This is a genomic window from Streptomyces sp. NPDC091412, from assembly GCF_044756885.1.
Classification (GTDB): Bacteria; Actinomycetota; Actinomycetes; order Streptomycetales; family Streptomycetaceae; genus Streptomyces.
Genome location: NZ_JBIVTV010000011.1, coordinates 1 through 24,023 on the forward strand (window position 1 = coordinate 1; position 24,023 = coordinate 24,023).

At 68.2% G+C, this 24,023-nt stretch carries 17 protein-coding genes and 5 pseudogenes; 13 read left to right on the forward strand and 9 right to left on the reverse strand.

All coding sequences use genetic code 11. The annotated features are described in order from the left end of the window. The 3 genes from ACIQMV_RS24455 to ACIQMV_RS24465 all read left to right on the forward strand — a co-directional run. On the forward strand, positions 1 to 329 hold a 329-nt coding region (locus tag ACIQMV_RS24455), incomplete at its 5' end, for a transposase (protein ID WP_402595527.1). Positions 330 to 402: 73 nt separating this feature from the next. Beyond that, positions 403 to 1,199 (forward strand): IS5 family transposase gene (locus tag ACIQMV_RS24460; protein WP_402595820.1). Its coding sequence is split into 2 segments (ribosomal slippage): positions 403 to 738 and positions 741 to 1,199, totalling 795 coding nucleotides; the frame shifts between segments, so codons are not numbered across the junction. A 62-nt stretch (positions 1,200 to 1,261) separates the two neighbouring features. Continuing rightward, positions 1,262 to 1,861 carry an SMI1/KNR4 family protein gene (locus ACIQMV_RS24465; RefSeq protein ID WP_402595529.1) on the forward strand — a complete coding sequence of 200 codons (600 nt, stop codon included), beginning with the start codon at positions 1,262 to 1,264 and terminating at the stop codon, positions 1,859 to 1,861. A 259-nt stretch (positions 1,862 to 2,120) separates the two neighbouring features. On the opposite strand, the gene ACIQMV_RS24470 is transcribed toward ACIQMV_RS24465, so the two are convergent. Further along, complete coding sequence (locus ACIQMV_RS24470) at positions 2,121 to 3,275, reverse strand: serine hydrolase domain-containing protein (RefSeq protein ID WP_402595531.1); 1,155 nt, start codon at positions 3,273 to 3,275, stop codon at positions 2,121 to 2,123. Positions 3,276 to 3,462: 187 nt separating this feature from the next. Between ACIQMV_RS24470 and ACIQMV_RS24475 the strand changes: the two genes are divergently transcribed. Next, on the forward strand, positions 3,463 to 4,617 hold the full coding sequence (locus ACIQMV_RS24475; protein ID WP_402595532.1) for a histidine kinase: 1,155 nt from the start codon (positions 3,463 to 3,465) through the stop codon (positions 4,615 to 4,617). Further along, positions 4,605 to 5,249 carry a LuxR C-terminal-related transcriptional regulator gene (locus ACIQMV_RS24480; protein ID WP_384180630.1) on the forward strand — a complete coding sequence of 215 codons (645 nt, stop codon included), beginning with the start codon at positions 4,605 to 4,607 and terminating at the stop codon, positions 5,247 to 5,249. Before ACIQMV_RS24475 ends, ACIQMV_RS24480 begins: the two co-directional genes overlap by 13 nt. Before the next feature lie 318 nt (positions 5,250 to 5,567). On the opposite strand, the pseudogene ACIQMV_RS24485 reads toward ACIQMV_RS24480, so the two are convergent. Further along, positions 5,568 to 6,648, reverse strand: a pseudogene (locus tag ACIQMV_RS24485) (hypothetical protein); the annotation flags it as partial. 249 nt (positions 6,649 to 6,897) lie between these two features. Here ACIQMV_RS24485 and pknB point away from each other — a divergent pair. The 5 genes and pseudogenes from pknB to ACIQMV_RS24510 all read left to right on the forward strand — a co-directional run. After that, positions 6,898 to 8,031: pseudogene (gene pknB / locus ACIQMV_RS24490) on the forward strand (Stk1 family PASTA domain-containing Ser/Thr kinase); the annotation flags it as partial. Positions 8,032 to 8,821: 790 nt separating this feature from the next. After that, positions 8,822 to 9,376, forward strand: a complete 555-nt coding sequence (locus ACIQMV_RS24495) for a hypothetical protein (RefSeq protein ID WP_402595535.1) — start codon at positions 8,822 to 8,824, stop codon at positions 9,374 to 9,376. Then, a complete protein-coding gene (locus ACIQMV_RS24500; RefSeq protein ID WP_402595537.1) occupies positions 9,367 to 9,579 on the forward strand; it encodes a hypothetical protein in 213 nt (70 codons plus the stop codon). Before ACIQMV_RS24495 ends, ACIQMV_RS24500 begins: the two co-directional genes overlap by 10 nt. Before the next feature lie 152 nt (positions 9,580 to 9,731). Then, positions 9,732 to 10,106: pseudogene (locus tag ACIQMV_RS24505) on the forward strand (transposase); the annotation flags it as partial. 280 nt (positions 10,107 to 10,386) lie between these two features. Continuing rightward, positions 10,387 to 10,512: pseudogene (locus ACIQMV_RS24510) on the forward strand (TniB family NTP-binding protein); the annotation flags it as partial. A gap of 246 nt (positions 10,513 to 10,758) precedes the next feature. Here ACIQMV_RS24510 and sbnB read toward each other — a convergent pair. From sbnB to ACIQMV_RS24530, 4 genes are read right to left on the reverse strand one after another with little or no spacing between them, the layout of a single operon-like run. Continuing rightward, a complete protein-coding gene (sbnB, locus tag ACIQMV_RS24515; protein ID WP_402595539.1) occupies positions 10,759 to 11,829 on the reverse strand; it encodes a 2,3-diaminopropionate biosynthesis protein SbnB in 1,071 nt (356 codons plus the stop codon). Next, positions 11,826 to 12,836, reverse strand: a complete 1,011-nt coding sequence (locus ACIQMV_RS24520) for a TauD/TfdA family dioxygenase (protein WP_402595541.1) — start codon at positions 12,834 to 12,836, stop codon at positions 11,826 to 11,828. The genes sbnB and ACIQMV_RS24520 overlap by 4 nt, the downstream gene beginning before the upstream one ends. Positions 12,837 to 12,859: 23 nt before the next feature. After that, a complete protein-coding gene (locus tag ACIQMV_RS24525; protein ID WP_402595543.1) occupies positions 12,860 to 15,373 on the reverse strand; it encodes an amino acid adenylation domain-containing protein in 2,514 nt (837 codons plus the stop codon). 37 nt (positions 15,374 to 15,410) lie between these two features. Beyond that, positions 15,411 to 18,020: a Pls/PosA family non-ribosomal peptide synthetase gene (locus ACIQMV_RS24530; RefSeq protein ID WP_402595545.1), complete on the reverse strand. Its 2,610-nt coding sequence runs from the start codon at positions 18,018 to 18,020 to the stop codon at positions 15,411 to 15,413. A 570-nt stretch (positions 18,021 to 18,590) separates the two neighbouring features. Here ACIQMV_RS24530 and sbnA point away from each other — a divergent pair. Continuing rightward, positions 18,591 to 19,577 (forward strand): 2,3-diaminopropionate biosynthesis protein SbnA, encoded by a 987-nt coding sequence (gene sbnA, locus ACIQMV_RS24535; RefSeq protein WP_402595547.1) that lies wholly within the window; start codon positions 18,591 to 18,593, stop codon positions 19,575 to 19,577. A gap of 51 nt (positions 19,578 to 19,628) precedes the next feature. Here sbnA and ACIQMV_RS24540 read toward each other — a convergent pair. The 3 genes and pseudogenes from ACIQMV_RS24540 to ACIQMV_RS24550 all read right to left on the reverse strand — a co-directional run. After that, a pseudogene (locus ACIQMV_RS24540) lies at positions 19,629 to 19,784 on the reverse strand (isocitrate lyase/phosphoenolpyruvate mutase family protein); the annotation flags it as partial. Positions 19,785 to 20,059: 275 nt separating this feature from the next. Continuing rightward, positions 20,060 to 20,554: a PaaI family thioesterase gene (locus ACIQMV_RS24545; RefSeq protein WP_402595822.1), complete on the reverse strand. Its 495-nt coding sequence runs from the start codon at positions 20,552 to 20,554 to the stop codon at positions 20,060 to 20,062. 156 nt (positions 20,555 to 20,710) lie between these two features. Then, positions 20,711 to 21,202: a winged helix-turn-helix transcriptional regulator gene (locus ACIQMV_RS24550; RefSeq protein WP_401782822.1), complete on the reverse strand. Its 492-nt coding sequence runs from the start codon at positions 21,200 to 21,202 to the stop codon at positions 20,711 to 20,713. Positions 21,203 to 21,310: 108 nt separating this feature from the next. Here ACIQMV_RS24550 and ACIQMV_RS24555 point away from each other — a divergent pair, with 108 nt between their 5' ends. Continuing rightward, positions 21,311 to 22,009 carry an SDR family oxidoreductase gene (locus ACIQMV_RS24555; protein WP_402595549.1) on the forward strand — a complete coding sequence of 233 codons (699 nt, stop codon included), beginning with the start codon at positions 21,311 to 21,313 and terminating at the stop codon, positions 22,007 to 22,009. Positions 22,010 to 22,021: 12 nt separating this feature from the next. Further along, positions 22,022 to 23,605: an MFS transporter gene (locus ACIQMV_RS24560; protein WP_402595551.1), complete on the forward strand. Its 1,584-nt coding sequence runs from the start codon at positions 22,022 to 22,024 to the stop codon at positions 23,603 to 23,605. Positions 23,606 to 24,023: the final 418 nt, after the last annotated feature.

Sequence of the window (24,023 nt, forward strand, 5' to 3'; positions counted from 1 at the left end):
CCACCATCCGCAAGGTCTGGGTCGACGGCGGCTACCGCAAACACTTCGTCGAACACGCCGCCACCCTCGGCATCGACCTGGAAATTGCCCAACGCGCCCCCGGGACCAGGGGGTTCACGCCGATCCCGAAACGCTGGACGATCGAGCGGACCTACGGCTGGCTCATGCTCCACCGCCGCCTGGCCCGCGACTATGAAAGCCTCCCCGCACGCTCCGAAGCCATGATCCACCTTGCGATGACCGACCTCATGGCCCGCAGGCTCACCGGCGAGAACACCATCTCGTGGCGCGACCCCACAAAGCCACACCAACCGCAGATTCCAGGATGAAACAACGGGAGGAAACGACCTCTAAGAGGTCGTCTCAACTGGCTTGAGAACTAGGCTGACCGTCGTGATGGCCATGGTAGAGCGGCTGGTGCCGGACGCGTTGTGGGAGTTGTTCCAGCGCGTGGTTCCGGCGGCACCGGTGCGGCGGCAAGGCGGAGGGCGACGTCGTTACGGGGACCGACAGGTGTTGGCTGCCATCGTGTTCGTGGCCAAGACCGGTTGCACGTGGCGGCAGCTGCCGTCGGGCTTCGGGCCGTCCGGGTCGACCGCGCACCGTCGTTTCACCGAGTGGAGCAGAGCTCGAGTGTGGGGCAAGCTGCACCGCCTGGTCCTGGACGAGCTCGGCGCACGGGGCGGACTGGACTGGTCGCGGTGCGCGATCGACTCGGTGAACATGAGGGCCCTCAAAGGGGGGACCTGACGGGTCCGAATCCCGTAGATCGTGGGAAGAAGGGATCAAAGATCCACTTGATCACCGAGAGGGCCGGTCTGCCCCTCTCCATCGGAATCTCGGCTGCGAACACCCACGACAGCCAAGGGCTGGAGTCCCTGGTGCGGGGCATCCCACCCATCCGATCTCGTCGTGGGCCGCGCCGTCGTCGACCGGCCAAGCTGCATGGCGACAAGGGCTACGACTTCGACCGGCTGCGGAAATGGCTCCGCTCCCGCAACATCACACCGCGCATCGCGCGCCGGGGCATTAAGTCCTCCCAGCGCCTTGGCCAGCACCGTTGGACCGTGGAGCGCACCGTGGCATGGCTGTCCGGGTGCCGCCGCCTGCATCGCCGCTACGAGCGCAAGGCCGACCATTTCCTGGCATTCGCCGGCATCGCCGCGGCTCTGATCTGCTATCGCAGGCTGACAGCCTGACCAGTGTGACCTCCGAGCTGGGATGATCCTGCTGCAAAGGCGACACAACAGCGAGGAACGTCATGACCGATTATTTGCCCGCAGTCATGGCAATGCTCGGCCAGGCCCAGAACCGCTACGCGAACCCATCCGCCTGGGACCGCCTCCACGCAGAACTCGGCATCCGGCTGCCGACCGACTACCAGACCCTCGTGGACGCGTACGCTCCCATCCAGCTCAACGGCCACCTGTCCTTGCCCCACCCCGCGACCACACGCTGGAATCTGGGCGACTGGATACGGGACACGGCCCGTGCCTGGTCCGAGGTTTCCTGGGAGGACCTTGACCCGGACGAGGATCCACGCTTGCTCTTCGGACTCACGGAGTTGAGCTTCGGTACCCGCAACGGACTGTGGCCGATCGCCAGCACCGACCGAGGCGAAACCCTGTTCCTCATGGCTGCGGACGGCATGCTCTCCAGGATCCTGGTCGAAGACGGCGAAGGCGGTTGGGCACAGTACGAGATGAGCTTCGCCGAATGGCTCTACCGCTACCTCGTCGGCGAAGACATGGCCGGCCCCAACACCTCAGCCTTCTATCCCGGCCCGGTACAACTGCGCCGTCTTCCGATGACCGCAGACGAACGGCCAGAGCCCTGGAGCGGGCCTGAGCGCGGCATGTAAACCTGCCTGCCACGACAGTCACAGACGCCCATCACGTCACATGGAAAGCCAAACGGGACGACCACTAAGTGGTTGGCTCCGGAAGCCCTTCGAGGGTTGACTCCGGAGCCGGTGTTGTATCTATCGACCAGCCAGGCGATGTAGTCAAGATGACGCCGGATCCGCTGCGGGAGTGCGAACGCCGCCGTCGCCGCCCGGCCTTCCTGCTTCCGGACCGTCCGGCGCGCAGATGTCCCGTACCCGCTCCATGCGGAGGACCTCAACGCCGCTGATGGTCGGCGTTCGGAGTCGCGCACAGGGCGTCGTCGACCAGCTTGCTTTCGGCCTGTACCACGTGCAGGACGTCGTCCGCCGATTGGGCGAACACGCCCGACAACGAGACTGTGACGCTGCGCCGGCCGTCGGCGGTGACACCGTCGGCGGTGATCCACCCGGAATCGCCGCCCTCGTGGCCCCAGTACGTGCCGCCGCACGACAGTGGGCGCGAGAAGAGTCCCAGCCCATCACGGACGCCCGACATGAGCTGCTCGAACTCCTTGCTGACTGGGCTGGTCTGTTTCATCTGCGTCAGCTGCGCCGGGGGCAGGAGCCGGCCGCCGAGCAATGCGCGGAAGAATCGGTTGATATCGGCGGTGGTGGAGACGAGCCCGGCCTCTCCATTGGTGCCCGAGCCGACCTGCTCGGTGACGTCCACGGGCGCTTCGCCGGGCTTGAACCTTTGGTAGGTCTCAGCGTGTGGCTGGGGCAGCTTGGGCGAAGTACCCGGCCAGAAGGTGTGCTTGAGGCCGAGCGGCCGGACGATCCGATCCTGTACCTCCTGATGCCAGGGGTGTCCGGTGACCCGCTGGATGATCACGCCGAGCAGGACGTAGCCGGTGTTGGAGTACTTCCAGTCCTTGCCGGGCTGGAAGTCCGGCCGGTGACGCATCGCTCGGCCTACGGTCTGCTCGGGGGTGTAGGTGTCGTATCGGTGCTGGTAGAAGTTCTTCGCCGAGGTGTAGTCGGGGTAGTCGTCGTGAAGACCGCTGGTGTGCTGGAGCAGTTGACGGATGGTGATCGCGCGGCCGTCATTGCCGTTTCCGGACACCACGCCGGGCAGCCATCGCTCGACCGTGTCGTTCAGGGAGAGCTTGCCTTCGCCAGCGAGTTGCAGGATCACGGTGGCCACGAACGCCTTGGTGACGCTGGCTGTCCGGAAGTAGCCGTTCGAGGGGACCGGCCGCCGGGCCGTCAGGTCGGCGACGCCGCTGGTGGCGGTCAGGTTCCGGCCGTCAGGGGTGACCAGACGGGCCTGCACTCCCGTCACACCGAGTGCGGTGATCGCGTCGGCGTCGCGCCGAAGCTGGGCCTGGTCGTCGTGCTGTTTGGCGGCCCCCGCGCCGGACGTACAACTGGTGGAAAGGGTTCCGGCCACGATGGCGGCCAGGGCCAGGTTTCGTCGGAGGGATCCCCCGCGCCGCCGTGGTGAATGAATCGGTGCACTCGTCATGGGCGTTGACGCTAGGTCTGGTAGGGGAAGCGGACGATACAGCTCACCAGTGGGAACAAGGGGTAGCGGGCTGTAGTGCCAGGCTCGGTCGCCATGGCTCAGACTTGTGCGAATGAACCACCATGGGGCCAGTCGGCTTTCGGCGATGTGGCGCGGTCTGGGTTATCTACTGGAAAGCCTGTTCACCGCTGTGGTCGCCCTGTTCGCGCTACCCGTACTCATCGTCCCGATGATGGCTCGCGCTTGGGCGTCCTGGCATCGTCGCCGCGCCGACCGGCTGCTGCTTTCTCCGCCTTCTGGTCCCGTCCGTCTCGGTACGTGGCGTGTTCTCGGGTGGCTGTGCACATGCATCGTGACCAGTCTGGTGTTCGGGCTCGTCGCGGTGCTGTGCGCAGGTAACGCGGTGGCCACGGCCATCACGGTGCCCTTGTGGTGGGCGTTGCCCGCCGGCACCCGCGCGGGCGGCTTCGCCGCCGGTGTTCCACTGTCCGGCTGGGGCACCGCGTTGACCCTGGGGACCGCACAAGCCGTCATCTTCGCGGCCCTGACCTACTGGCTGGTTCCACTGCTGGCGCGCCTACACGCCCGGATCTGTGTTGCGTTGCTGTCCCCCTCGGCCACCGAGAGGTTGGCGCAGCGTGTGGAGACGCTGACCGAGACGCGGGCCGACGCCATGAACGCGCACGGCGCGGAACTCCGCCGGATCGAACGTGACCTGCACGACGGCACCCAGGCCCGGCTGGTGGCCATCGCGATGCGGCTGGGCCTGGCCCGTGAGTCGCTGAGCGAGGACCCCCAGACGGTGGCCAGACTCTTGGAGGAAGCGCATGAGAGTACCGAGGAGGCCATGGCGGAGCTTCGTGTGGTGATCCGGACGATCTACCCGCCGGTCCTCGCCGATCGCGGCCTCGCCGGGGCGCTGGCCGCGCTGGGGAGCCGATCGGCGATCGACACCACCCTCGATATCGGCGATCTCGGCACGATCCCCGCCGCGGTCGAGGCCGTGGCCTACTTCACGATCACCGAGGCGCTCACCAATGCGGCCAAGCACAGCCGGGCCACCCGGACCGCCGTCCGCGTCGCACGCGACGGTGACCGGCTGTCGATCGAGGTCACCGACGACGGAGCCGGCGGCGCCGACGAGACGCTGGGTACCGGCATCGCCGGAATCCGCCACCGTGTCCTGGCGCTCGACGGCACCGTCCACATCCACAGCCCCAGCGGCGGCCCGACCACGATCACTGTGAGGCTGGCATGCGGGTCGTGATCGCCGAGGACAACGTCCTGCTGTCCAATGGGCTGGAACTCCTGCTGACCGCCAAGGGCTTTCACGTCGCCGCGATCACCCAGGACGCCCCCGGCTTCGTCGCTGCCGTCACCGAACACCGACCGGACGTCACCATCGTCGACGTACGGCTGCCGCCAACCTTCCGCGACGAGGGCATCCACGCCGCCATCCACGCCCGCCGCCAGCACCCCGGCCTGCCCGTGCTCGTCCTCTCCCAATACGTCGAGCAGCAGTACGCCGGCGAGCTGATCTCCGATGGACGCGGCGGCATCGGCTACCTTCTCAAGGACCGGGTGAGCCGGGTGAGCGAGTTCATCGACGCGCTGCGGAGGGTCGCCGCCGGCGGTACCGTCATGGACCCCGAGGTGATCAGGCAGCTCCTCACCCGTCACGCCCACGACCCGATTGCCGCCCTCACGCCACGCGAACGCGAAGTTCTCGCCCTGATGGCCGAAGGAAAGGACAACGCCACGATCGCGGCCCGGCTCGTCATCACCGAGAACGCCGTCCACAAACACATCGGCAACATCTTCGCCAAGCTCGGCCTCTCGCCGGCCGACAGCGGCCACCGCCGCGTCCTCGCAGTCCTCACCTATCTCAGCCGCCACTAACCAAGTCGTTGGCTTTGGCAGTCATTCGGGGGTTGACCCCGGAGCCGGCAGGCTGTCTGTCGCTGTGTCGGATGCCGAAGGCGACGAGGTAAAGGCCGCAGGCACCATCCAGGGCGTCCTCGGGGCTGCCGACGAAGGTGCCCGTGGGCAGGATGGTGTCTTGTCTCACCCAACGACTTCACCGACCGTGCCCGGGCCGGGGATCGGCTCCGAGCCTTCGAAGACCGCTACAACGCCACGGCACAGCCGTTCGATTGGAAGTTCACCGCCTCCGACCTGGACGATCCACTGGCCAGGCTCGACCGGCATACCTCCAATCACGCTGTACAGGAGGATGGAGCGGACGGCGCGGGAGGCGAGGTGGGCGGCCCTCGCCTGCTGGGGGTTGCCCTGGAAGTGGGCCTGAGCGGAGAGGTTGGTCCAGGTTTCTTTGAGTTTCTTGGCCCAGTCGTCAAGGGGTTTGCCGTCGTCCCACAGGATGCCGTCGAGGATTTCGATCTTCCATGGCTGGATCGGGTTGGGCAGGGCGGTGTGGATTTCGGGGCCGCCGGCCCAGGTGGTGAAGGTGGCTCCGGGTGTGGCCGGGTAGTGCCAGGCGCGGTCTCCGGGGGCGGGTGCTGGGAGGAGGCCGACGTGGTTCCAGGTGTCGGGGACCGTCACGCGCACCTGCCAGTGCCCGCACCCGTACGGGGCGCGGATCTGTTCCTTGTCCGACCAGGCGGCGAACGTGGCGGCGGTGATGCGGGGGGGTGCCGACCGGGGACTTCCAGGTGTGTTTGGCGTAGGCGAAGGTGCGGTCGTACTCGACAAGTTGGGGCAGTTGCTCTGGGACTCGGGGCGGGATGATGAGTTCGTTGCGGCCTTGCCCTGCGGTGGCGTGCAGCAGGCCGCGCAGCTCCTGCGACAGGACAGGGAAGCCGTCGGCGTACTGGCCGCGGGTGGGGATGGTGCGGGTCCACAGGTCACGGCAGGTCTGGGAGGGAGATCCCATCAGGACGGCTTCGAGCCAGTGGTGGCGCAGGGCCTGCCAGAGCAGGACGAAGGGGTCGCGGATGGTGGCGGGGGTGTCTTCGTCGGTGTCGAACCACTCCCCCACCGAGCGAATCTCCACGTGGCTGTCGCCGTTCTCGCGCTGGTAGCGGCCGACGGGGTTGCGGGCGTGGACGAAGTGTCCGGTCATCCGGTCGCGGCCGCGGCCGGTGTCGGTGTGCCAGCCCGGTGTGGGGGCGTTCAGCCAGGCGGCGACCGCGTCGCGCAGGTAGGGGTATCGGTCTGCGTTGCGGTGCCAGAGGTCGCCGGCCGTGATATGGATCCGCTCTACGCCGTCGGGGATGGCGTGGAAGACAGCTGTGAGGATGTCGGCGGCCGACCTGCTGCCGAGGTCGAGGTGGTGGGTCCGGCCACATCAGGTCGTTGTCTACGCGAGCATAGGGCCCTCCCGGATAGCCAGCGCCTCCCGCGGCCAGCTCAACGCCTGGGCGCAAAGCCTGGTGAATCTCACTTTGAAACGACCTGTAAGATCACGCAATCGCCATTGCGGTCACCGCACGTCGAGCGGCTGGCGAGGGCTTCATCGCCTCCCCGAACCCAGTGCCGACAGTTCGGGCTCCGGGAGGCTCCGAAAAGGGGAGAGGCAGGGGGACTCACCATGGAAGAACCGCGTCGCCAAGGCGGGCGGTACGAGCTGGGCACGATACTCGGCCGTGGTGGCATGGCCGAGGTCCATTTCGCCCATGACATCCGCCTGGACCGCTCCGTCGCGGTGAAGACGCTGCGGGCGGACCTCGCCCGCGATCCGTCGTTCCAAGCCCGGTTTCGCAGGGAGGCCCAGTCAGCCGCCTCGCTCAATCATCCCGCGATCTGCGGGGTCCACGACACCGGCGAGGACTTCGTCGACGGCGTCTTGATCCCGTACATCGTCATGGAATACGTGGACGGCTCGACCCTGCGCGATCTGCTGCACAGCGGTCGCAACCTGCTGCCCGAGCGCGCCATGGAGATGACCGTCGGCATCCTCCAGGCACTGGAGTACTCGCACCGCAACGGCATCGTCCACCGGGACATCAAGCCCGCCAACGTGATGCTCACCCGCACCGGCCAGGTGAAGGTGATGGACTTCGGCATCGCGCGCGCGATGGGGGACTCCGGCATGACGATGACGCAGACGGCCGCGGTGATCGGCACCGCGCAGTACCTCTCGCCGGAACAAGCGAAGGGCGAGACCGTTGACGCCCGCTCCGACCTGTACTCCACCGGCTGCCTGCTCTACGAACTCTTCACCGTTCGGCCTCCCTTCATCGGCGACTCCCCGGTCGCCGTCGCCTACCAGCACGTACGCGAGGCTCCGCAACCGCCGAGCGTCTTCCGCCCTGAGATCCCTCCCGAGGTGGACGCGATCGTCCTGAAGGCGCTGGCCAAGGACCCTGGCCACCGCTACCAGTCCGCCGACGAGATGCGCGCGGACATCGAGGCGTACCTCGACGGCCGGCCGGTCGCCGCAACGGCCGCGCTCGGCGCCGTCGGATACGGGTACGACGGCTCCACGGACAGCGCACCGACCACCGCCCTGCCGACGCTGCAGCAGCCCCCGCAAAAGTCCAGCTACAGCGACGACGGCGGCCGCCCGGGCAGCGCCGGCTTCGACGCCGGGTACGCCGATCCGGCCCCCGCCGGAGGCCGGCGCCTGTCGCTGGGCGCGCTCCTCGGCATCGGCGTGGCCGGCCTCGCTCTGATCGGCATCGTCGTGACCACCGCGCTCAGCGTCGGCGGCGACAACGGCAACGACCAGCAGCCGGCCGCCGACGCCTCCGCCACCTCGGGCAACGGCCAGTCCGGGACGGACACCGCGCAGGCCCAAGCGAAGTCGCTCGACGCGCTGCTGCAGTCGAGCAACAACAGCCGCACAACGGTGATCGACGCGGTCGCCTCCATCAAGCAGTGCAGCAACCTCGCTGATGCGGCGACCGCCCTGCGCACCGCCGCGAGCCAGCGCGACGACCTGGTCACCAAGCTCTCGCGGCTCACCTTCGACAAACTACCCAACCACGGCGACCTGGTGTCCCAGCTCACCACGGCCTGGAAGGCGTCCGCCGCCGCCGACAACCACTACGCCGCCTGGGCCGACCAGACGGCCGGCACCAATGGCTGCCATAACGGCCACGCGGCGAACACCCCCGACCAGGGCAACGCGGCCAGCGAGCAGGCAACCCTCGCCAAGAAGAAGGCTGCCGCCCTGTGGAACCCCATAGCGCAGCAGTACGGTCTTTCACAGCGCCAGTTCACCGAGCTCTGAGCCGCCGGCCGCCGCAGTGAACCAGGGCGCCAGGTCGTCGGACAGGGCTCGCCCCACACGACAGCCCGGGGCGCCAAGGCTCGCCTGTTCAACAACCTTCTCGGTTCTTGAACAACGGTGCTTGGACGTCGACACGCTGTGAATGTCTATGGTCGCGTGCACGGATGATCTGGGGTTTCATCGCGGAGCGCAGGGAACTGTGCACTCTCCCATGTCACGAAGTCGCCTGCACTACGGTCGAGTTGGTCCGTAGTCGTGTGCGCGTTGCGCAGGGGCCCACGTGGCGGAGGGACTGGTGGTCGAGCGCGGGGTGCTGACCGCGCAGGACGAGGTGTGGGATACCGCGGTACGGCAGGCCGAGGTGATCGGGCCTCTGACCGCGAAGGCCAGGGTGGGGCTGGCGGACGCGGACGAGGCCGCCGCGATGCTGGGGATATCCCGGCGTCAGGTGTATGTGCTACTTGAGCGTTGGCACGTGGGTGAGGGGCTGGAGTCGGATCTACTGCCGGGCCGTTCCAGCGGCGGCTGCGGGGGCGGGCGGCTGCCGGACGAGGCCGAGGCGATCGTTACGGAGGTGCTGCGCAGGCGGTACCTGACCCGGCAGCGCCGAAGTGTGGCGGCCATTCGCCGGGAGTTCACGAGCCAGTGCCGGGCTCGGGGCCTGCGGGCTCCCTCGCGGGGGACGGTGGTGCGGCGGATCGCCCAGCTGGAGCCGGTCTCCTCCACTGCCGCGCGAGAGGGAAGCGAGGCGGCCTGCGGTCGGCCGATGGCGTGCCGCCCGCGGTCACCGATCTGCTGGAGCAGGTCCAGGTCGACCACACGCCGGTGGATGTGATCGTGGTTGACGAGCAGCACCGGATGCCGATCGGCCGACGGTATTTGACGGTGGCGATCGATGTGGCGAGCCGGTGCGTGGTGGGCCTGGTGGTGACGCTGGAGGCGCCGTCGGCAACCTCGGTCGGGCTGTGCCTGGCGCACGCAGCCTGCGACAAGCGGCCGTGGCTGGAGCGGTTGGGGGCGGAGGCAGTCTGCCGATGAGCGGCAAGCCGGGTGAGCTGTACGTGGACAACGCCGCCGAGTTCAAGTGCGAGGCCCTGCGCCGGGGTTGCGAGCAGCACGGTATCGGATTGCCGTACCGGCCGCCGGGCCTGCCGCACTTCGGCGGGATTATCGAGCGGCTGATCGGCACGATGACGGAGTTGGTGCACGAGCTGTCGGGCACCACGCTCTCCAGCACCGCGGAGCGCGGCGCCTACGACAGCGACAGGGCGGCCGTGCTGACCGTGCGGGAGCTTCGGCGGTGGCCGGCGCTGGCGGTGGCCTGCTACCACGGCCAGGCGCACGAGACCCTGGGTCGCACGCCGGCCGGGGTCTGGGCGGAGAAGGTCACCGGGGCCGCGTTGGTGACCGTGACCAATGAGACCGCCTTACTGGTGGACTTCCTGCCGGTGGTCCGCCGGGCCTTGTCCCGGTCGGGGTTCGTGATCGACTACGTGCAGTACTACAGCGACGTGCTGAAGCCGTGGATCGGCCGCCGCGAAGAGCTCGACCGGTTCGTCCTGCGTCGTGATCCGCGGGATATCAGCCGGATCTGGGCCCTGGATCCGGACGGCACCGACTATCTGGAGGTGCCCTACCGGACGCTGTCGCGGCCCCCGATCAGCACGTGGGAGCAGAAGGCGGCCGTCACACGGCTGCGTGAGCTCGGCCGCGCCGAGGTGGACGAGGACGCGCTGTTCGCCATGGCCGCGCAGATGCGCCAGATCACCGATGCCGCCGCGGTGGCCACCCGTAAGGCCCGACGGGACCGGCAGGGCCGCACCGAGACGCCGCTCCGGCAGAAGCCGGGAGTTCTTGAACCTGCTGCGGTTCCTGGGCAACGAGTTGCGCATCCCGCTGGTCGGCGTCGGCACCCGGGACGCCTACCTGGCCATACGGGCTGATGACCAATTGGAGAACCGGTTTGCGCCACCGACCACCGACGGCATCCACGACCCCCACAGGCAGCGACGACATGACAAGCCGTCGCTCCCACCAGATCGCTCCCTATGCCCCACCAGCAAAAACGGAGTCCTAACCTCCGGAAAGACAACAGCTTCCCACACCCACATGGTGATCCGGACTCAGAACAGGCCCTCCTGCTGCCTTGCCTGATCCACGTACTCGAGCCGGACAGGGCCATTCGTCCCGGCGGACCCACGGGGTGCTGTGGGCCGGTCAACCGTGCTGGCGCAGGTCGTGGAAGAAGCCCTCGATCACGTTGAGCTCTCCGGAGCGGGCCGTCTCGTCGTAGACGTATTTGCCGACAGCGAGGTCGAGTACTCCGAGGCCGAACGGCGAGAAGACCACAGGCCGGCCGGTGGGGGGCGTTACTCGTCCGCTCATGACGTCGGCGAGTGTGCCGTGCAGGAAGTCGCGGTTGCCGGTGAGCTGTTCGGCCAGGTGCGGGGAGGTGCCGGCTTTGAGGCAGTGTTCGACGTCGTCGACGATGTTGGTCGAGGCGAGGATGATCTCCGGCGCCAGGTCGCGCAGGGACACGTGCAGAACCAGTGGGTTGTGGTGGAACCAGGCCGGGTCGCTGACGTGTGGCTCGGCCGCAACGGTGGCGAACACGACGAGGTCGCTGGAACGGACGAGGTCCTCGGGGCTGCCATGTGCGGCGATCCGTGCGGCGCCGCCGGTCTGTTGGAGGTAGTCGCGGAATCCCGCTGCGCTGCGGTGGGACAGGTCGTGGACACCGATCTCGTCGAAGGACCAGCCCACGGCAGTCAGGAACGTGTGGATGTAGCGGGCGATCAGGCCCGTACCGAAGAACCCGATGCGGGTGGGGCGTTGCCGGTTGCGGGTGAGGCGGTCGGCGGCCAGCGCTGCGGATGCGGCAGTTCTGGTGGCGCTGATGATGGAGCTTTCCAGACAGGCGAAGGGGTAGCCGGTGTCGTGATCGTTGAGGATCAGGACGGCGGACGCCCTGGGGATGCCGGCCTGGACGTTGTCGGGGAAGCTGGAGATCCATTTGAGGCCGTCCACCTGCGCCTGTCCGCCGATCGAGGCGGGCAGCGCGATGATCCGGGAGGTGGGTCGGTCGGGAAAGCGTAGGAAGTAGGAGGGAGGATTGACCGACTCCCCTGCTGCGTGCAGCCGGTAGGTGGCCTCGATGAGGTCCACGATCTGCGCTTCCCTGTCGTGCAGGACGTGCTGGACCTGGGCGCCGGAGATCACTGCGAACGGGGGCACGGTGTGCGGCTGGGACATGACGGGCTCCATTGCCGTGGAACGGACGGTGGTCATCCGGCGCTCATCTCGCCGGTCGGCGGGCACGGGACCGGGACCGGGCTCAGCGGCTCAGCCATGGCGACAAGCACCTCACGTGGTCCTTGGAAAGCCTCCCTGCTGTGTGCGGTGCGCACATTGTCGACGAGCATGAGGTCGCCTGCCCGCCACGGTTCGCGGGCGGTGTGAGCGGCGTAGGTGTCGTTGAGGAGCTGGATGATGTCCGGGCCGATGGTGTCGCCGCCCCCGAAGCGGGTGTTGAACGGCAGCGACTCGGCGCCGTGGACGTCGATGAGGTAATCGCGGATCTCGGGATCGATCGTCCATTCGTTGAGGAAGGCGATCTGGTTGAACCAGCAGCGGCGGCCGGTGACCGGGTGGGCCGTCACGGCGGGGCGGCGCTGGCGGGTGCGCAGGCTGCCGTCGGGTTGCCAGTCGAATTCGATACCGGCTGTGCGGCAGTGGTCCTCGATGGCCCTGCGGTCATCGGTGCCGAAGGCCTCGCCGTAGGGGACGCCGATCTCGTCGTTGTAGGTGCGGGAGAGCAGCCAGCCTTCTTGTTCGAAGCGGTGGACCAGATCGCTGGGCAGTGCTTCCAGGACGGTGGCGGCGTCGGCGATGGCGGTGGCTCCGCCGGTCGTGGGTGCGGTCAGACACGCGAACAGCATGAGGCCAGGGGGCCGGAGTGTGTAGCTGAGTTCGTGGTGCATGCACATCGGCTGGTTCGGCGGCCATGCGGAGGAGGAGTACACGCCCGGTGTGTAGGTCCGGCGGGGGGCGAAGGATTCCTTGTCGGCCATCAGGGCCGGGGCCAGGCGGTGGAGGGCGTCGCCGGCCCGCTCCGCGTCGCGCAGATGCAGGCCGCGGATGAGGACCGCGCCGTGTTCGGTGACCAGGGTGCGCAGTGCGCGGTGGTGTTCCGCTGCCCAGGCGGGTGCGTCATCGGCGGTGTCCACGTGCAGGATCGGGGGTTTGCCGGGATGCAGCTCCACGTTGTGGAGGGATACCGGTGTCGGGTATGACATGGTGCTGTTCCTTTCGATGTGGTTCAAAGAGAGGTCATTGGTCCGGTCGTGCGGCGCTCGCGTCGGTTGTCGACCAGGGCAGCGAGGTCAGTGAGGACCGGGTGTGCGATGACGTCTTTGAGGGTCACGGCGCGGTCCAGGGCCACGGCGAGTTTCACCGCCGAGAGGGAGGTGCCGCCGCGGTCGAAGAAGTGGTCGCGGCGTCCGATGTGGTCCTGGGGCACGCCGAGGACGTGCCCCCAGGCGGCCGCCAACCGCTGCTCGGTCGGTGTGGCCGGCGCCTCGTGATCGTCCTCGCCGGTGGCGAGTTGTGTGGCGAGCGCCGTCAGTGCCTTCTTGTCGATCTTGCTGTTGGCGGTCAGCGGCAGGCTCGCGCGCCAGTGGAAGGCCGCCGGGACCATGTAGGTGGGCAGAGACGCACCCAGCAGGTCGTTGAGGGTCCCGGGGTCGACGGGCTTCACGGCGGAGTAGAAGGCGACCAGATGCTTGCTCTGATCGGCGCGTTCGGCCACCACCACCGCGCCGTCGCGAATACCAGGAAGGCGGAGTAGCGCGTTCTCGATCTCGCCGATCTCGATCCGGAACCCGCGGATCTTGACCTGGGCGTCGCGGCGGCCGAGGAACTCCAGTTTCCCCGAAGGATGCCAGCGCCCGTAGTCGCCGCCGAGATAGAGCCGTGCGCCGGCGCGTTGCGGATCGGCCAGGTAGGCCGCTCGCGTGCGTTCGGGATCGTTGATGTATCCACGGCCGACACAGACCCCGGAGAACGCGATCACGCCCGGGGCGCCCAGTGGCACTGGTGCGAGGTGTTCGTCAACGACGTAGATGTGCACGTTGTTGACCGGGCGGCCGAGCAGGATGCGTTCCGGCGCTCGGTGCATGACGTCGTGATTGGTGTCGTCCGAGGTCTCGGTGAGCCCGTAGGCGTTGACCAGCGCGATTCGGGGCTGAGCGGTGAACCAGCGCTCGGCGATCTCCTTCTTCAGTGCCTCCCCGGTGACCGACAGGTATCGCAGGTCGGGCAGCGCCCGGGGGCGCTGTTCGAGCTCGGCCAGGACGGCTTCGAGGTAGGAGGGCACGAGCTGCAGGACGGTGGCCCTGCCGTCGGTGACGGTGTCGAGGAATCGGGGGACGTCGAGGATGGCGTCCTGTTCGACCAGCAGGGTTCGCCCACCGGTCAGCAGGGCGCTCAGCAACTGCCACAGAGAGATGTCGAAGCACTGAGGCGCGGTCTGGGCGACCACCTGCCCCTCGCCGATCCGGAGGTCGTCGATCTTGGCGTAGAGGTGGTTGAGCAGGCCGGCGTGTTCGCACATCGCGCCTTTCGGCTCACCGGTCGAGCCGGAGGTGAAGTAGATGTACGCCAGTTGGTCGGGCGTGACGTGGATGCCGAGATCGTCGTCTGCGTGGGTTTCTTCGTAGGCCGCCTCGACGAAGAGCCTCTCGGTGCCGGGCCGGGACTCGAGTGCCTGGTCGAGGGTGGTGGTGCTGCCGGGTTCGGTCAGCACCAGGGTGCAGTCGGCGCGGGAGAGGATGGCAGCGATGCGTTCGGCCGGGAAGTGCGGCTCGATGGGGAGGTAGGCGCCTCCGGATTTGAAGACCGCGAGGACGGCGGCGAGCCAGTCCAGGTTACGTCCGGTCACCACCGCGACGGCATCCTCGGGGGCGAGTCCGCGGCCTGCGAGGGCGCGGGCCAGCCGGTTTGCCCGGGCGTTGAGCTCCGCATAGGTCCACTCCCCGTCGGCGTGAACGGCGGCGACGGCATCCGGGTGCAACCGCACCCGGTCCTCGAACAGTTCATGAACACTCGCGCTCGGCAACTCCCTTTTCGGTCCGGCCAGTCGGTCGAGCTGGAAGCGCAGTTCCTCATCGGACAGCAGACTCTGACGCGCGTGTTCCGCATCGGGGTCGGCGGTGATCAGCGCAAGCGCGGTCACGTGATAGCCCGCGATGCGGGCGGCGCTGTCGGCGTCGAGTGTGTCGGTGCGGTAACGCAGTCGCAGCACGAGTCGGCCGTTGTGGGGCCGCATGCCCACCCGCAGCGCAGTGTCCCCGGTGAGGTCCCCGTCGATCGTGGTGGGATCGAGAACGGTCTCGAACAACGGCCCGATCAGGCCCAGTTCGCGCTTGAGATGGTCGATGTCCGAGGCCGGAACATCCTGGTGCGTCAGCAGTTCAGCGGTCGCCTGGTGGGTGGTGTGCAGCAGTTCCCTCCATGAGGCGGGTGCGGTGGTGAGCCGGCAGGGCAGCAGGTTGCCGGCGTGGGTGACGTAGCCGGTGGTGATCTGCTGCTCGGCGGACAGCGCCGCGAGCACCTTGGCGTGCGTCGCCAGCAGAACCGAGTCAAGCGGTATCGCCAGTTCGTTGGCCAGCCGGCACAGCCCGGTGACGATGCCTTCGGGGACGTGTGTCTCGTACTGGCTCACGCCGGGCACCGGGTGGAGGGTCCAGCGTGGGACGGGGGTGAATCCGCCGGTCGTCAGTACGTCGCGCCAATACTCCAGACCGTTTCGGGTGGGGTTCGGGTGCGTTGCCATCGGTTCGTTTCCTGTCCTTGTGCCTGGTGTCGCGGTGTCAGTTGCCATGGGGTCGGGCGGCGTGGGTGGCGTCGGCTTCCGGGTGGTCCTCGAGGGGGATTTCGCTGCCCGGCATGTCCTGGGCCGGGTTGCCCGCCCACTGGGCGTGCGGGGGGATTTCCTCGCCCTTCATGAGGAAGGAGTCAGCGGCAAGCACGGCGCCGTCGCCGATCGTCACGCCGTAGTGGACGAAGGCGCCGACCCCGAGGGTGCAACCGCTGCCGATGGCGCTGCGGTCGGACTTGAAGGCGCCGTCCTCCTGTGAGTGGCACTGGATCACGGTCCCGGCGTTGAGCGTGCTGTCGTCGCCGATGGTGACGAGGGTGCGCTCCGGGAGGAAGCAGCCGTCGTCGAAGACCCGTTTGCCGATCCGGGCCCCCAAAAGCCGCCAGACGACGTTCTTGAAGGGGGTGCCGTTGAAGACCTGGATGTAGTCGACCGACGCCAACTTCCAAAAGCGTTCGTGGTGCCAGAAGCCGGGCTCATGGATCGAGCAGTACAGCGGCTGCTGCGCTTTGAAGCCGGTGGAGGCCCGTTCGATCAGCGCGAAGTGGACGACGGTGTACGTGAAGGTGAGGACGGTGGCCAGGGCGATCGCCGGTGCACCGAGCGAGGGATAGAGGTTGGCCGCGCCCATGGTGACCAGGGTGATCACGAAGAGGTGGCTCCACCTCGCCAACAGATACAGGCCGGCGGTTGCGGCATTGTGCCTGTTCTTGGCGGCCAGGCGGCGGCGCAGCTCATCGCCGGTCCGCAGGTGGTTGAACCTGTTGTCCCGCAGCACTGTGCGCGGTATCTCGAAGCTGGGTGAGCCCAGCAGGCCCACGCCTTCACGCACCGGACCATCGGTGGGGACCATGACTTTCGTGGCGAGCAGGCAGTTGTCGCCTGTCTTGCCCTGCGAGGGGTAGGCGACGCGGTTCCCGAGGAAGTTCCGGGGCCCGATCGACGCACGGGACACGCAAAAGGACGTGCTGGAGAAGTCAGCGTTCATGAGGGACAGACCGTCGGCGATCATGGTGCCGGTGCCGACAGAGCTCAGGTACGGGTTGTCGTGCTGTACCTCGGTGCCGAAGTTCGACCCGGTCTGCTCGATGCGGGACAGGTCGTATCCGAGGTAACGCAGGTAGTGGACGATGCCGGAGCTGTCGCCGAAGAGCGTGGTGAAGAACTTCCTGTTGGTCATCAGCGCGATCACCCGCTGGATGCCGTAGTGGAAGCCGTACAACGGATAGACCTTGCCGGGCTCGATGGCCCTGTTGAGGACACGCGGCACGGTGCCCAGGACCAGGAGGCCGGCGAGTGTCGAGCCGCAGAGCACCGTCGAGGAGATGATCAGGGCATCGACGAAGAACGCCGGGCTGGCCACCGACCGGGGGTTCAGAAGCGGGTGAAGCAGCGGGACGCCGACCAGCAGGGCGCTCGCAGCGCCCATCGTCAGCGGCAGCCATATCACCAGCAGACTCAGCAGTTGCAGCACACCGTACGCGGCCCTCTTGCGGGTGGGGCAGTCGGCTGGCCCGACCCGCCCGTAGTCCACGTCGGCCGGCTGCGCCGGCGAGCCGTGCCAGCGTTCGCCGGCGGGCACCACCTGGCCGCCGTGCAGGGAGGAGGCGTGGCCCAGCTGGGCGCCGTCGCCCATCTCGGTTCCGATGTCGAGGACCGTGTGCTCGCCGATGAGCACATTGCTGCCGAGCGTGACCCGACCGGTCTGGATCAGCCCGCCGTGGGCGCGGTAGCAGGACAGCAGCACGTCCTTGCGGATGACCGTACCGTCACCGACGGTGAGCAGGTCGGCGCAGACTGGGCTCGTGCGGGTGAGGATCGTGACGCCTGTGCCGATCCGCGCGCCGAGCGCCCTGAGGTAGAGCACGTAAAGCGGTGAGCCGATGAACAGCCGCAGGGGACTTGTGCGGATCAGGGTCTTGACGACCCAGAAGCGCAGATACGCCATGCCCCACAGGGGGAACTCGCCTGCTCGCCAGCGGCCGATGAGTATCCATTTCGCCACGATCGGGAAGGCGCACAGCCCCAGGAAACCCACGCCGGCGCACAGAGCCGACCGCAGGTAGAGGTCGAACAGACCCGAGCCTGCGGAGATCCACGCGTAGCTTGCGGCGGCGGCGAAGGCGGTAAGCAGGGAATAGCCCAGGAAGAACAGGGCCTGCAGCATTCCGCAGGAGATGTATCGCACTGTGGCGGCCGGAGCCCTTGCACCGGCTGGTGTCCACGTGGCCGGTGTCTGCGTGGCCGGTGTCTGCGCCGGTGCCGACGCCTCCACGAGCGAATGCGGGGACGGGACGGGAGCAGGCACGGCGTCGGAGAGCGCGACGGCCAGACTCCGGATGGTGGGATACCGGTAGATGTCCTTCATCGACACCGCCGGCAGGTCCTCCCGCTTCCTCACCCGCGCACAGAACTGCGCCATCACCAGGGAATCTGCGCCCAGGTCGTTGAAGAAGTGACTGTGGGGCGGCACCTGCTCCAGACGTACGACGCCGGCCAGCACCTCAGCCAGACGCCTCTCGATGCCCGTCGCCGAACCGGCCGCCCCGTCGTCCTGGAAGGTCGAGGTGTCAGCCGGATCAGCCGCAATCGCGTCCGTCATTTTGTCTAGCACGAGAACTCCTCGAGGGCGTTTCCTCAGTGTGTACGGATTCGTGACGCCCGCCTCTTCAGTAGGCCCGTCCGGAGAGTTCCTGTCCTGCCCCTGAATTTCGGGACTTGACATCGAAGTCCGGTATTGATAGTGAGCCACTTTATGCTCGCCGCACTGTGGCCCCTTGGTCTCTGCGCACGTCGCGCTGCTCGCGACCGCGCTGCACGGCACCCGGCCAATCCACGGGTGAATCGCCCGGCAATTGCATCGCACGCCACCGTCCCGTACGGCGCTTTACAGGTAGGGACTGCGGGGCAGGACACAGCGCGCCAACCGATGGCGATCGGGCTTGGAAGGCGGCCATTGATCCCGGTGCCACAACAACCGGACCCCGTCGCGCCGCGTATGCGCGCACAGGGCGCGTGTCAAGTCCCGAATTTCGGTGGCATGACAGGACTGCTCCGATTTGGGCGCACTGGAGGCATTCCGGCGAGTCACCGCTCGCCACCGAATTTCTCCCTGTACGGCACAGAGACGGATCGGCTGCAGGGAGCCCTCCTGTAATCGCGAGGAGACGACATGCCTGTCATATCCACCCCGCAGGCCTTCAACGAGGACGATCTCTACATCGACCTTGAGGGAATCTTCGAGTACCCGTTGTTCCTCAAGTGCGAGGGATTCAATTTCACCGGCTCGATCAAGCTCAAGGCCGCCATCGAAATGGTCGAGACCGCCGAACGCGACGGACTGCTGACGCCGGACTCGGTTCTGGTCGAGTCATCCTCGGGCAACCTGGGCGTGGCCCTGAGCGTGATCGCGGCCAACAAGGGATACCGGTTTCTGTGCGTGACCGACTCCCGCTGCAACCTGGCGACCAGGATGATGATGGAGGCCCTGGGCAGCCAGGTCCACGTCATCACCGAGCCCGACCCCGTCGGCGGGCTCCTCGGCGCGCGCATCGATCACGTCCAGGCGCTGTGCGCCTGCGACAAGCGCTATGTGTGGCTCAACCAGTACGCCAACCCCAGCAACAGCATGGCCCACTACCAACGGACCGCCCCGGCCATCGCCCGGCAATTCCCGGACCTGGACGTGCTGTTCGTCGGGGCCGGCACCACCGGGACCCTGATGGGGTGCGCGCGCTACTTCCGCACGTGGCACCGGCCGGTACGCGTCGTGGCCATCGACCCCATCGGCTCGGTGACCTTCGGAGGCGTCCCCGGTCGCCGGATGATTCCCGGGTTGGGCACCAGCATGCGTCCCCCGCTGCTGGACGAGTCCTATGTCGACGATGTGGTGCGCGTCGAAGAGGCCGACACCATCCGGGCCTGTCACCGGCTGGCCAGGCGCGGGTTTCTGTTCGGGGGTTCCACCGGGACGGTGGTCAGCGGAGCGATGGCCTGGCTGGCTCGACAGGAGGGACGGGAGCTGACCGCTGTGGCCATCGCCCCGGATCTGGGTGAGCGGTACCTGGAGACCGTCTACCAGACCACCTGGGTGCAGGACCTGTGCGGCGATGACGTCCTCGGCTCCCAGTCGCCGACCACGGCACCTCAGGCAGCCTGACCTCGGCCGAGGACGGCCGCGTGTCCGACGGCTGGCGGTAGCCGCTCTCCTGGGCGTGTCCCGGCTTCGCACGATCCGGGAGACCGCGGACATCTGCCCGTCCTCGTAGCCGAGCGAGGCGGCGACACCCGCGCTGGGCACCGCCACCGCCGGAAACCCCGCCTCCGAGAAGACACGGGCGCCTGCCGCGTCCCACGGCCCTGGTAAGCAGGTCTGGGGCCCAGCCCATCGGGGGCAGGTCCTCGGTCAGCGCGACGGCGACTGTCACGGTGCACTTCATCGAGTCCTGTGCAGGTCAACGAGCCGTCGCGGTGCGCGGCCGTGTACTCGTGGACGTGGGGGGTGACCAGGTCGAGCCTCAACCCGTCCTCGGCGAAGGCTCGGCCAAAGGGCGCCGGCAGCAAGGGGAGAACACCTGGCCGATGCGGCCGGGACGTGTCAGCCAGTTTTGCAGGTCCTCTCCCTCGCGCCGCGCATGGTGGTCAGCGGCCCGCGACCGGGAAGAGCATGCAGCTGCTGGTGGCGTGGGCCAGGAGCCGGTCGTCGGAGTCGCGGAGCTCCGCCTGGGCGAGGGCGGTACGGCGGCCGCTGTTGAGGACGGTGCCGATGGCGCGGATCTTTCCGGTGTCGACGGTGATCGGGCGCAGGAATTTCAAGGTCAGGTCGATCGAGGTGTATCCCATGCCCTGGGGCAGCACGGACTGCACCGCGCAGCCGGCCGCCGAGTCGAGGAGCGTGGCGTAGACGCCGCCGTGGACGCTGCCGATCGGGTTGTAGTGCTCCTCGCCCGGCACCAGGACGAAGACCGCCCGGCCGTGCTCGGCCTCCTCCAGAGTGAAGCCCAGGGTGGCGGCGATCGGCGGGGCGGGCAGGCGCCCGGCCAGGATCTCGCGGAGGAAGTCGAGGCCGCTGTGGTGAGGGACGGCGTCGGCGGCAATGGCAGGGTCTTCCCAGCCGAACGTACGTGACCTGTGCATTCCCGCTCCTGTTGTGTCGGTCGCGCCGGTGATCAGGCACTTCTCCGATGTTTCGGACATGACGGCAGCTCCTCGGGGGCGTCTGGGTCGGTGTGGCGTGCCGGCCGGCGATCGCTCGGCGGGATCGCCCTGCCTGTTTTTCGGCCGCCGCTGGGTTCAGGAGCTGTCCGGGCTGACGCGGATGAGACCCGGGCCGGCGTCGACGAACGAGCCCCCGATCGGCACGTCGTGGCCGTCGTCGCAGCGGAGCACCGCGTGCACCGGGGCGCCGCAATTCTCGTGGCGTACGACCACGGGGGGCCCTTGTTCGTCCGCGGCCCAGGTGTCGCCCCACTGCCGCAGCGCCACGAGGACGGGCAGGAAGTCCCGCCCCTTCTCGGTGAGTTGATAGGCGTACCGGGTCCGCTGGCCGGGTTCCTGGTAGGGGACGCGTTCCAGGAGGCCGGCGGCGGTCAGTTCCTTCAGGCGCGCCGAGGCGGCGGGTTCGCCGATGCCCACGCGCTTGGCGAAGTCGTCGAACCGGCGTGTGCCGAAGAACGCCTCGCGCATGATCAGCAGCGCTGTCCTGTTGCCGGCGATCTCCAGAGTCCTGGCGATTGAGCAGTTGGCCATGGACCAGGCGTCCCGTTCCTTCAGCAGGTCCTTCATCTCTCCACCCTCCACCTGACTTGCCTCGCGCAAAGTTAGCCTATAGCGTCAGGGCTGGCTTCTGTAGTCGTAAGTCAGCTGGGATGTGCGCATCCCGAGGGAGAAATCATGGACATCAGCACAGCAACCGTCCTGGTCACCGGGGCCAACCGCGGGCTCGGCAGGGCACTCGCCCAGGAACTGGTCGCGCGTGGTGCCACGGTGTACGGGGCGGCCCGCCGACCGGACCAGATCGATCTGCCCGGCGTGAAAGCGATACGGCTCGACGTCACCGACCCCGCCTCCGTCGCCGCGGCTGTCGAGGAGGCCGGTGACATCACGGTGCTGATCAACAACGCGGGCAGTTCCACGGGCGCCGATCTGCTGACCGGCAGCTGGGACGCCGTCCGTCTGGAGATCGAGACCCACTACCTGGGCACCCTCGGCATGATCCGGGCCTTCGCCCCCGTGATCGAGTCCCAGGGCGGAGGCGCCATCCTCAACATCCTGTCCGTGCTGTCGTGGATCAGCTTTCCCACCGTCGGCGCCTACGCCGCCGCCAAGTCCGCGGAGTGGAGCCTGACCAACGCGGTTCGCCAGCAGCTCGCGCCCCGGGGCATCACTGTGTCCGGACTCCACGTCGGCTACATGGACACCGACATGGCCCGCCATGTCAAGGGGCCCAAGACCGCCCCGGCGGACGTCGCCCGCGCGGCCGTCGACGGCATTGCCTCCGGGGCGGCTGAGGTCGTCGTCGACGACCTCAGCCGCCAGGTACAGGCCGACCTCGCCGGTGGCGTCGCCGCCCTGTACCCGCAGCGCGGGTGAGACGAGAACACCGTGACTTCCGCTCCTTCCCCCGCCCCGGGCCGGCTCAGGCCGGCCGACCGGCTAACCGGTGTCCGGCCCTCCCCGAACCAGCCCTCCCGGCGCGCCGCCACCGTCACGCTCATCGCGATGTGCCTGGGCGCCATGACGACCTTTCTGCTGATCACCGCATCGGTGTCGGCGCTGTCGGCCATCCAGGACGACCTGCACGTCTCCCCGACCGGCCTGGTCTGGATACCCTCCGCGTACACCCTGGCCGTGGCCAGTCTGGTGATGTCCGCGGGCACCATCGGCAACCTCTTCGGCCGCAAGCGCACTTTCCTCATCGGCGCCGCGATCATGATCATCGGGTCGCTCACCGTCTACGCCGCGGGTTCAACCGGAGGCGTCATCGCGGGCCAGCTCATCTCCGGCCTCGGCGGCGCTCTCATCCTGCCCAACAGTCTGGCCGTCCTGGGAGCCACCTTCCCCGACCCCCACCGGCGCGCAGAAGTCGTCACCAAATGGGCGGCTTCCTCCGGCATCGGACTCGCCGTCGGCCCTCTGATCGCGGGCACACTCCTGGACCACTTCCACTGGAACACGGTCTTCCTGTCGACCGCCGTCCTCGCCGTGGTCACCATGGCCGCCGCCGTCTTCGTCGCCGAATCGCGCGGCCCCGAGGGCAAGCTCGACATCCCCGGCCAGGTCCTGGCCGTCCTGGGCGTCGCCGCCCTCGTCTACGCCCTCATCGAAGGCGGACACGACGGCTACACCAGCCCGCGGATCCTCGTCGCCTGGGTCATCTCGGCCGCGGCCCTGACCGGTTTCGTCCTCGTCGAGCGCGCGGGCCGCACACCCATGCTGGACATCACCCTGTTCCGGTCGGCGTCCTTCAGCGCCGTCATGTTCGTCGCGGCCGTCTCCCTGTTCGGCTTCACCGGCCTGGCCATCCTGTCGGTGCTCTTCTACGAGCGCGTCCAGCACCTGTCCGCACTGGACGTGGGATGGCGGTTGCTGGCCTGCTTCGGCGTCTACGTCATCGTCAGCTACGCGACCGGACGCGTGATCCGCCGCACCGGCTTCAAGCTCCCGCTGACCCTGGGCTTCCTCATCGGAGCCGCCGCCACGGCCGGACTCACCACGCTGGATCCGACCACCCCTTATGCCCGGGTGTGGTGGCTGTTCGCGCTCTTCGGGGCCGCAAGCGGGATGGTGGCCGCGCCGAGCACCGCCGCCGCCCTGGTCAGCGTCTCCCATGAACACGCCGGCATGGCCTCCGGAGCCGTCAACGCCTTCCGCCAGATCGGATCCGTCACCGGTTCCTCCCTCCTCGGCGCACTCCTCGCCAGCCGCCTTCAGTCCCAACTGCCGGACCGGCTGGACGCCTACCACGTCCCCCGAGCAGCCTGGCCCGCCGTCGAGCACGCCGTCTCCACCGGCAGCAGCGGCCACCGAGCGGCATCCCCGAACGTGACGGCCGCGGTCGGCGATGCCTTCGCCTCCGGCGTCCACGCCGGCATGACCGTCATCGCCGGCGTGTTCCTGTGCGCGGCCCTCGCCTCAGCCCTTCTGATACACAACCGACCGCACCACACCACCGCCACAACGAACTGAACGCAACCCACAAGCTGATCAACTGGCTGAACCAAGGGAAGCCGCCATGCCATACCTCGCCGACCAGGTGGAAACCCAAGAAGTCGAGGGGCGACTTGCGAAGTACGCATACCGCGACTTCGGCAAGAGCTCCGTAGAACCCCCGCTCGTCCTGCTCAACCGCTACCAGGAACCATTGATCACCGGGGCCCGGCCCTTCCGGACGTGCTCGATTCCCGGGAACGGCCCCATGACTTCAGTAACGAGGAGGGGGACTCCGATCCGGTGACCGGTGGCGGGGGGGGGGGGGGGGGCGCGGGGGGGGCGGGCGCGGGGCGCCCCCCCCCCCCCCCCCCCCCCCGCCCCCGGGGGGGGGGGGGGCCCCCCCGGGGGGGGGGGGGGGCGGCCGCGCGGCGCGCCCCCCCCGCGACTCGGCTCG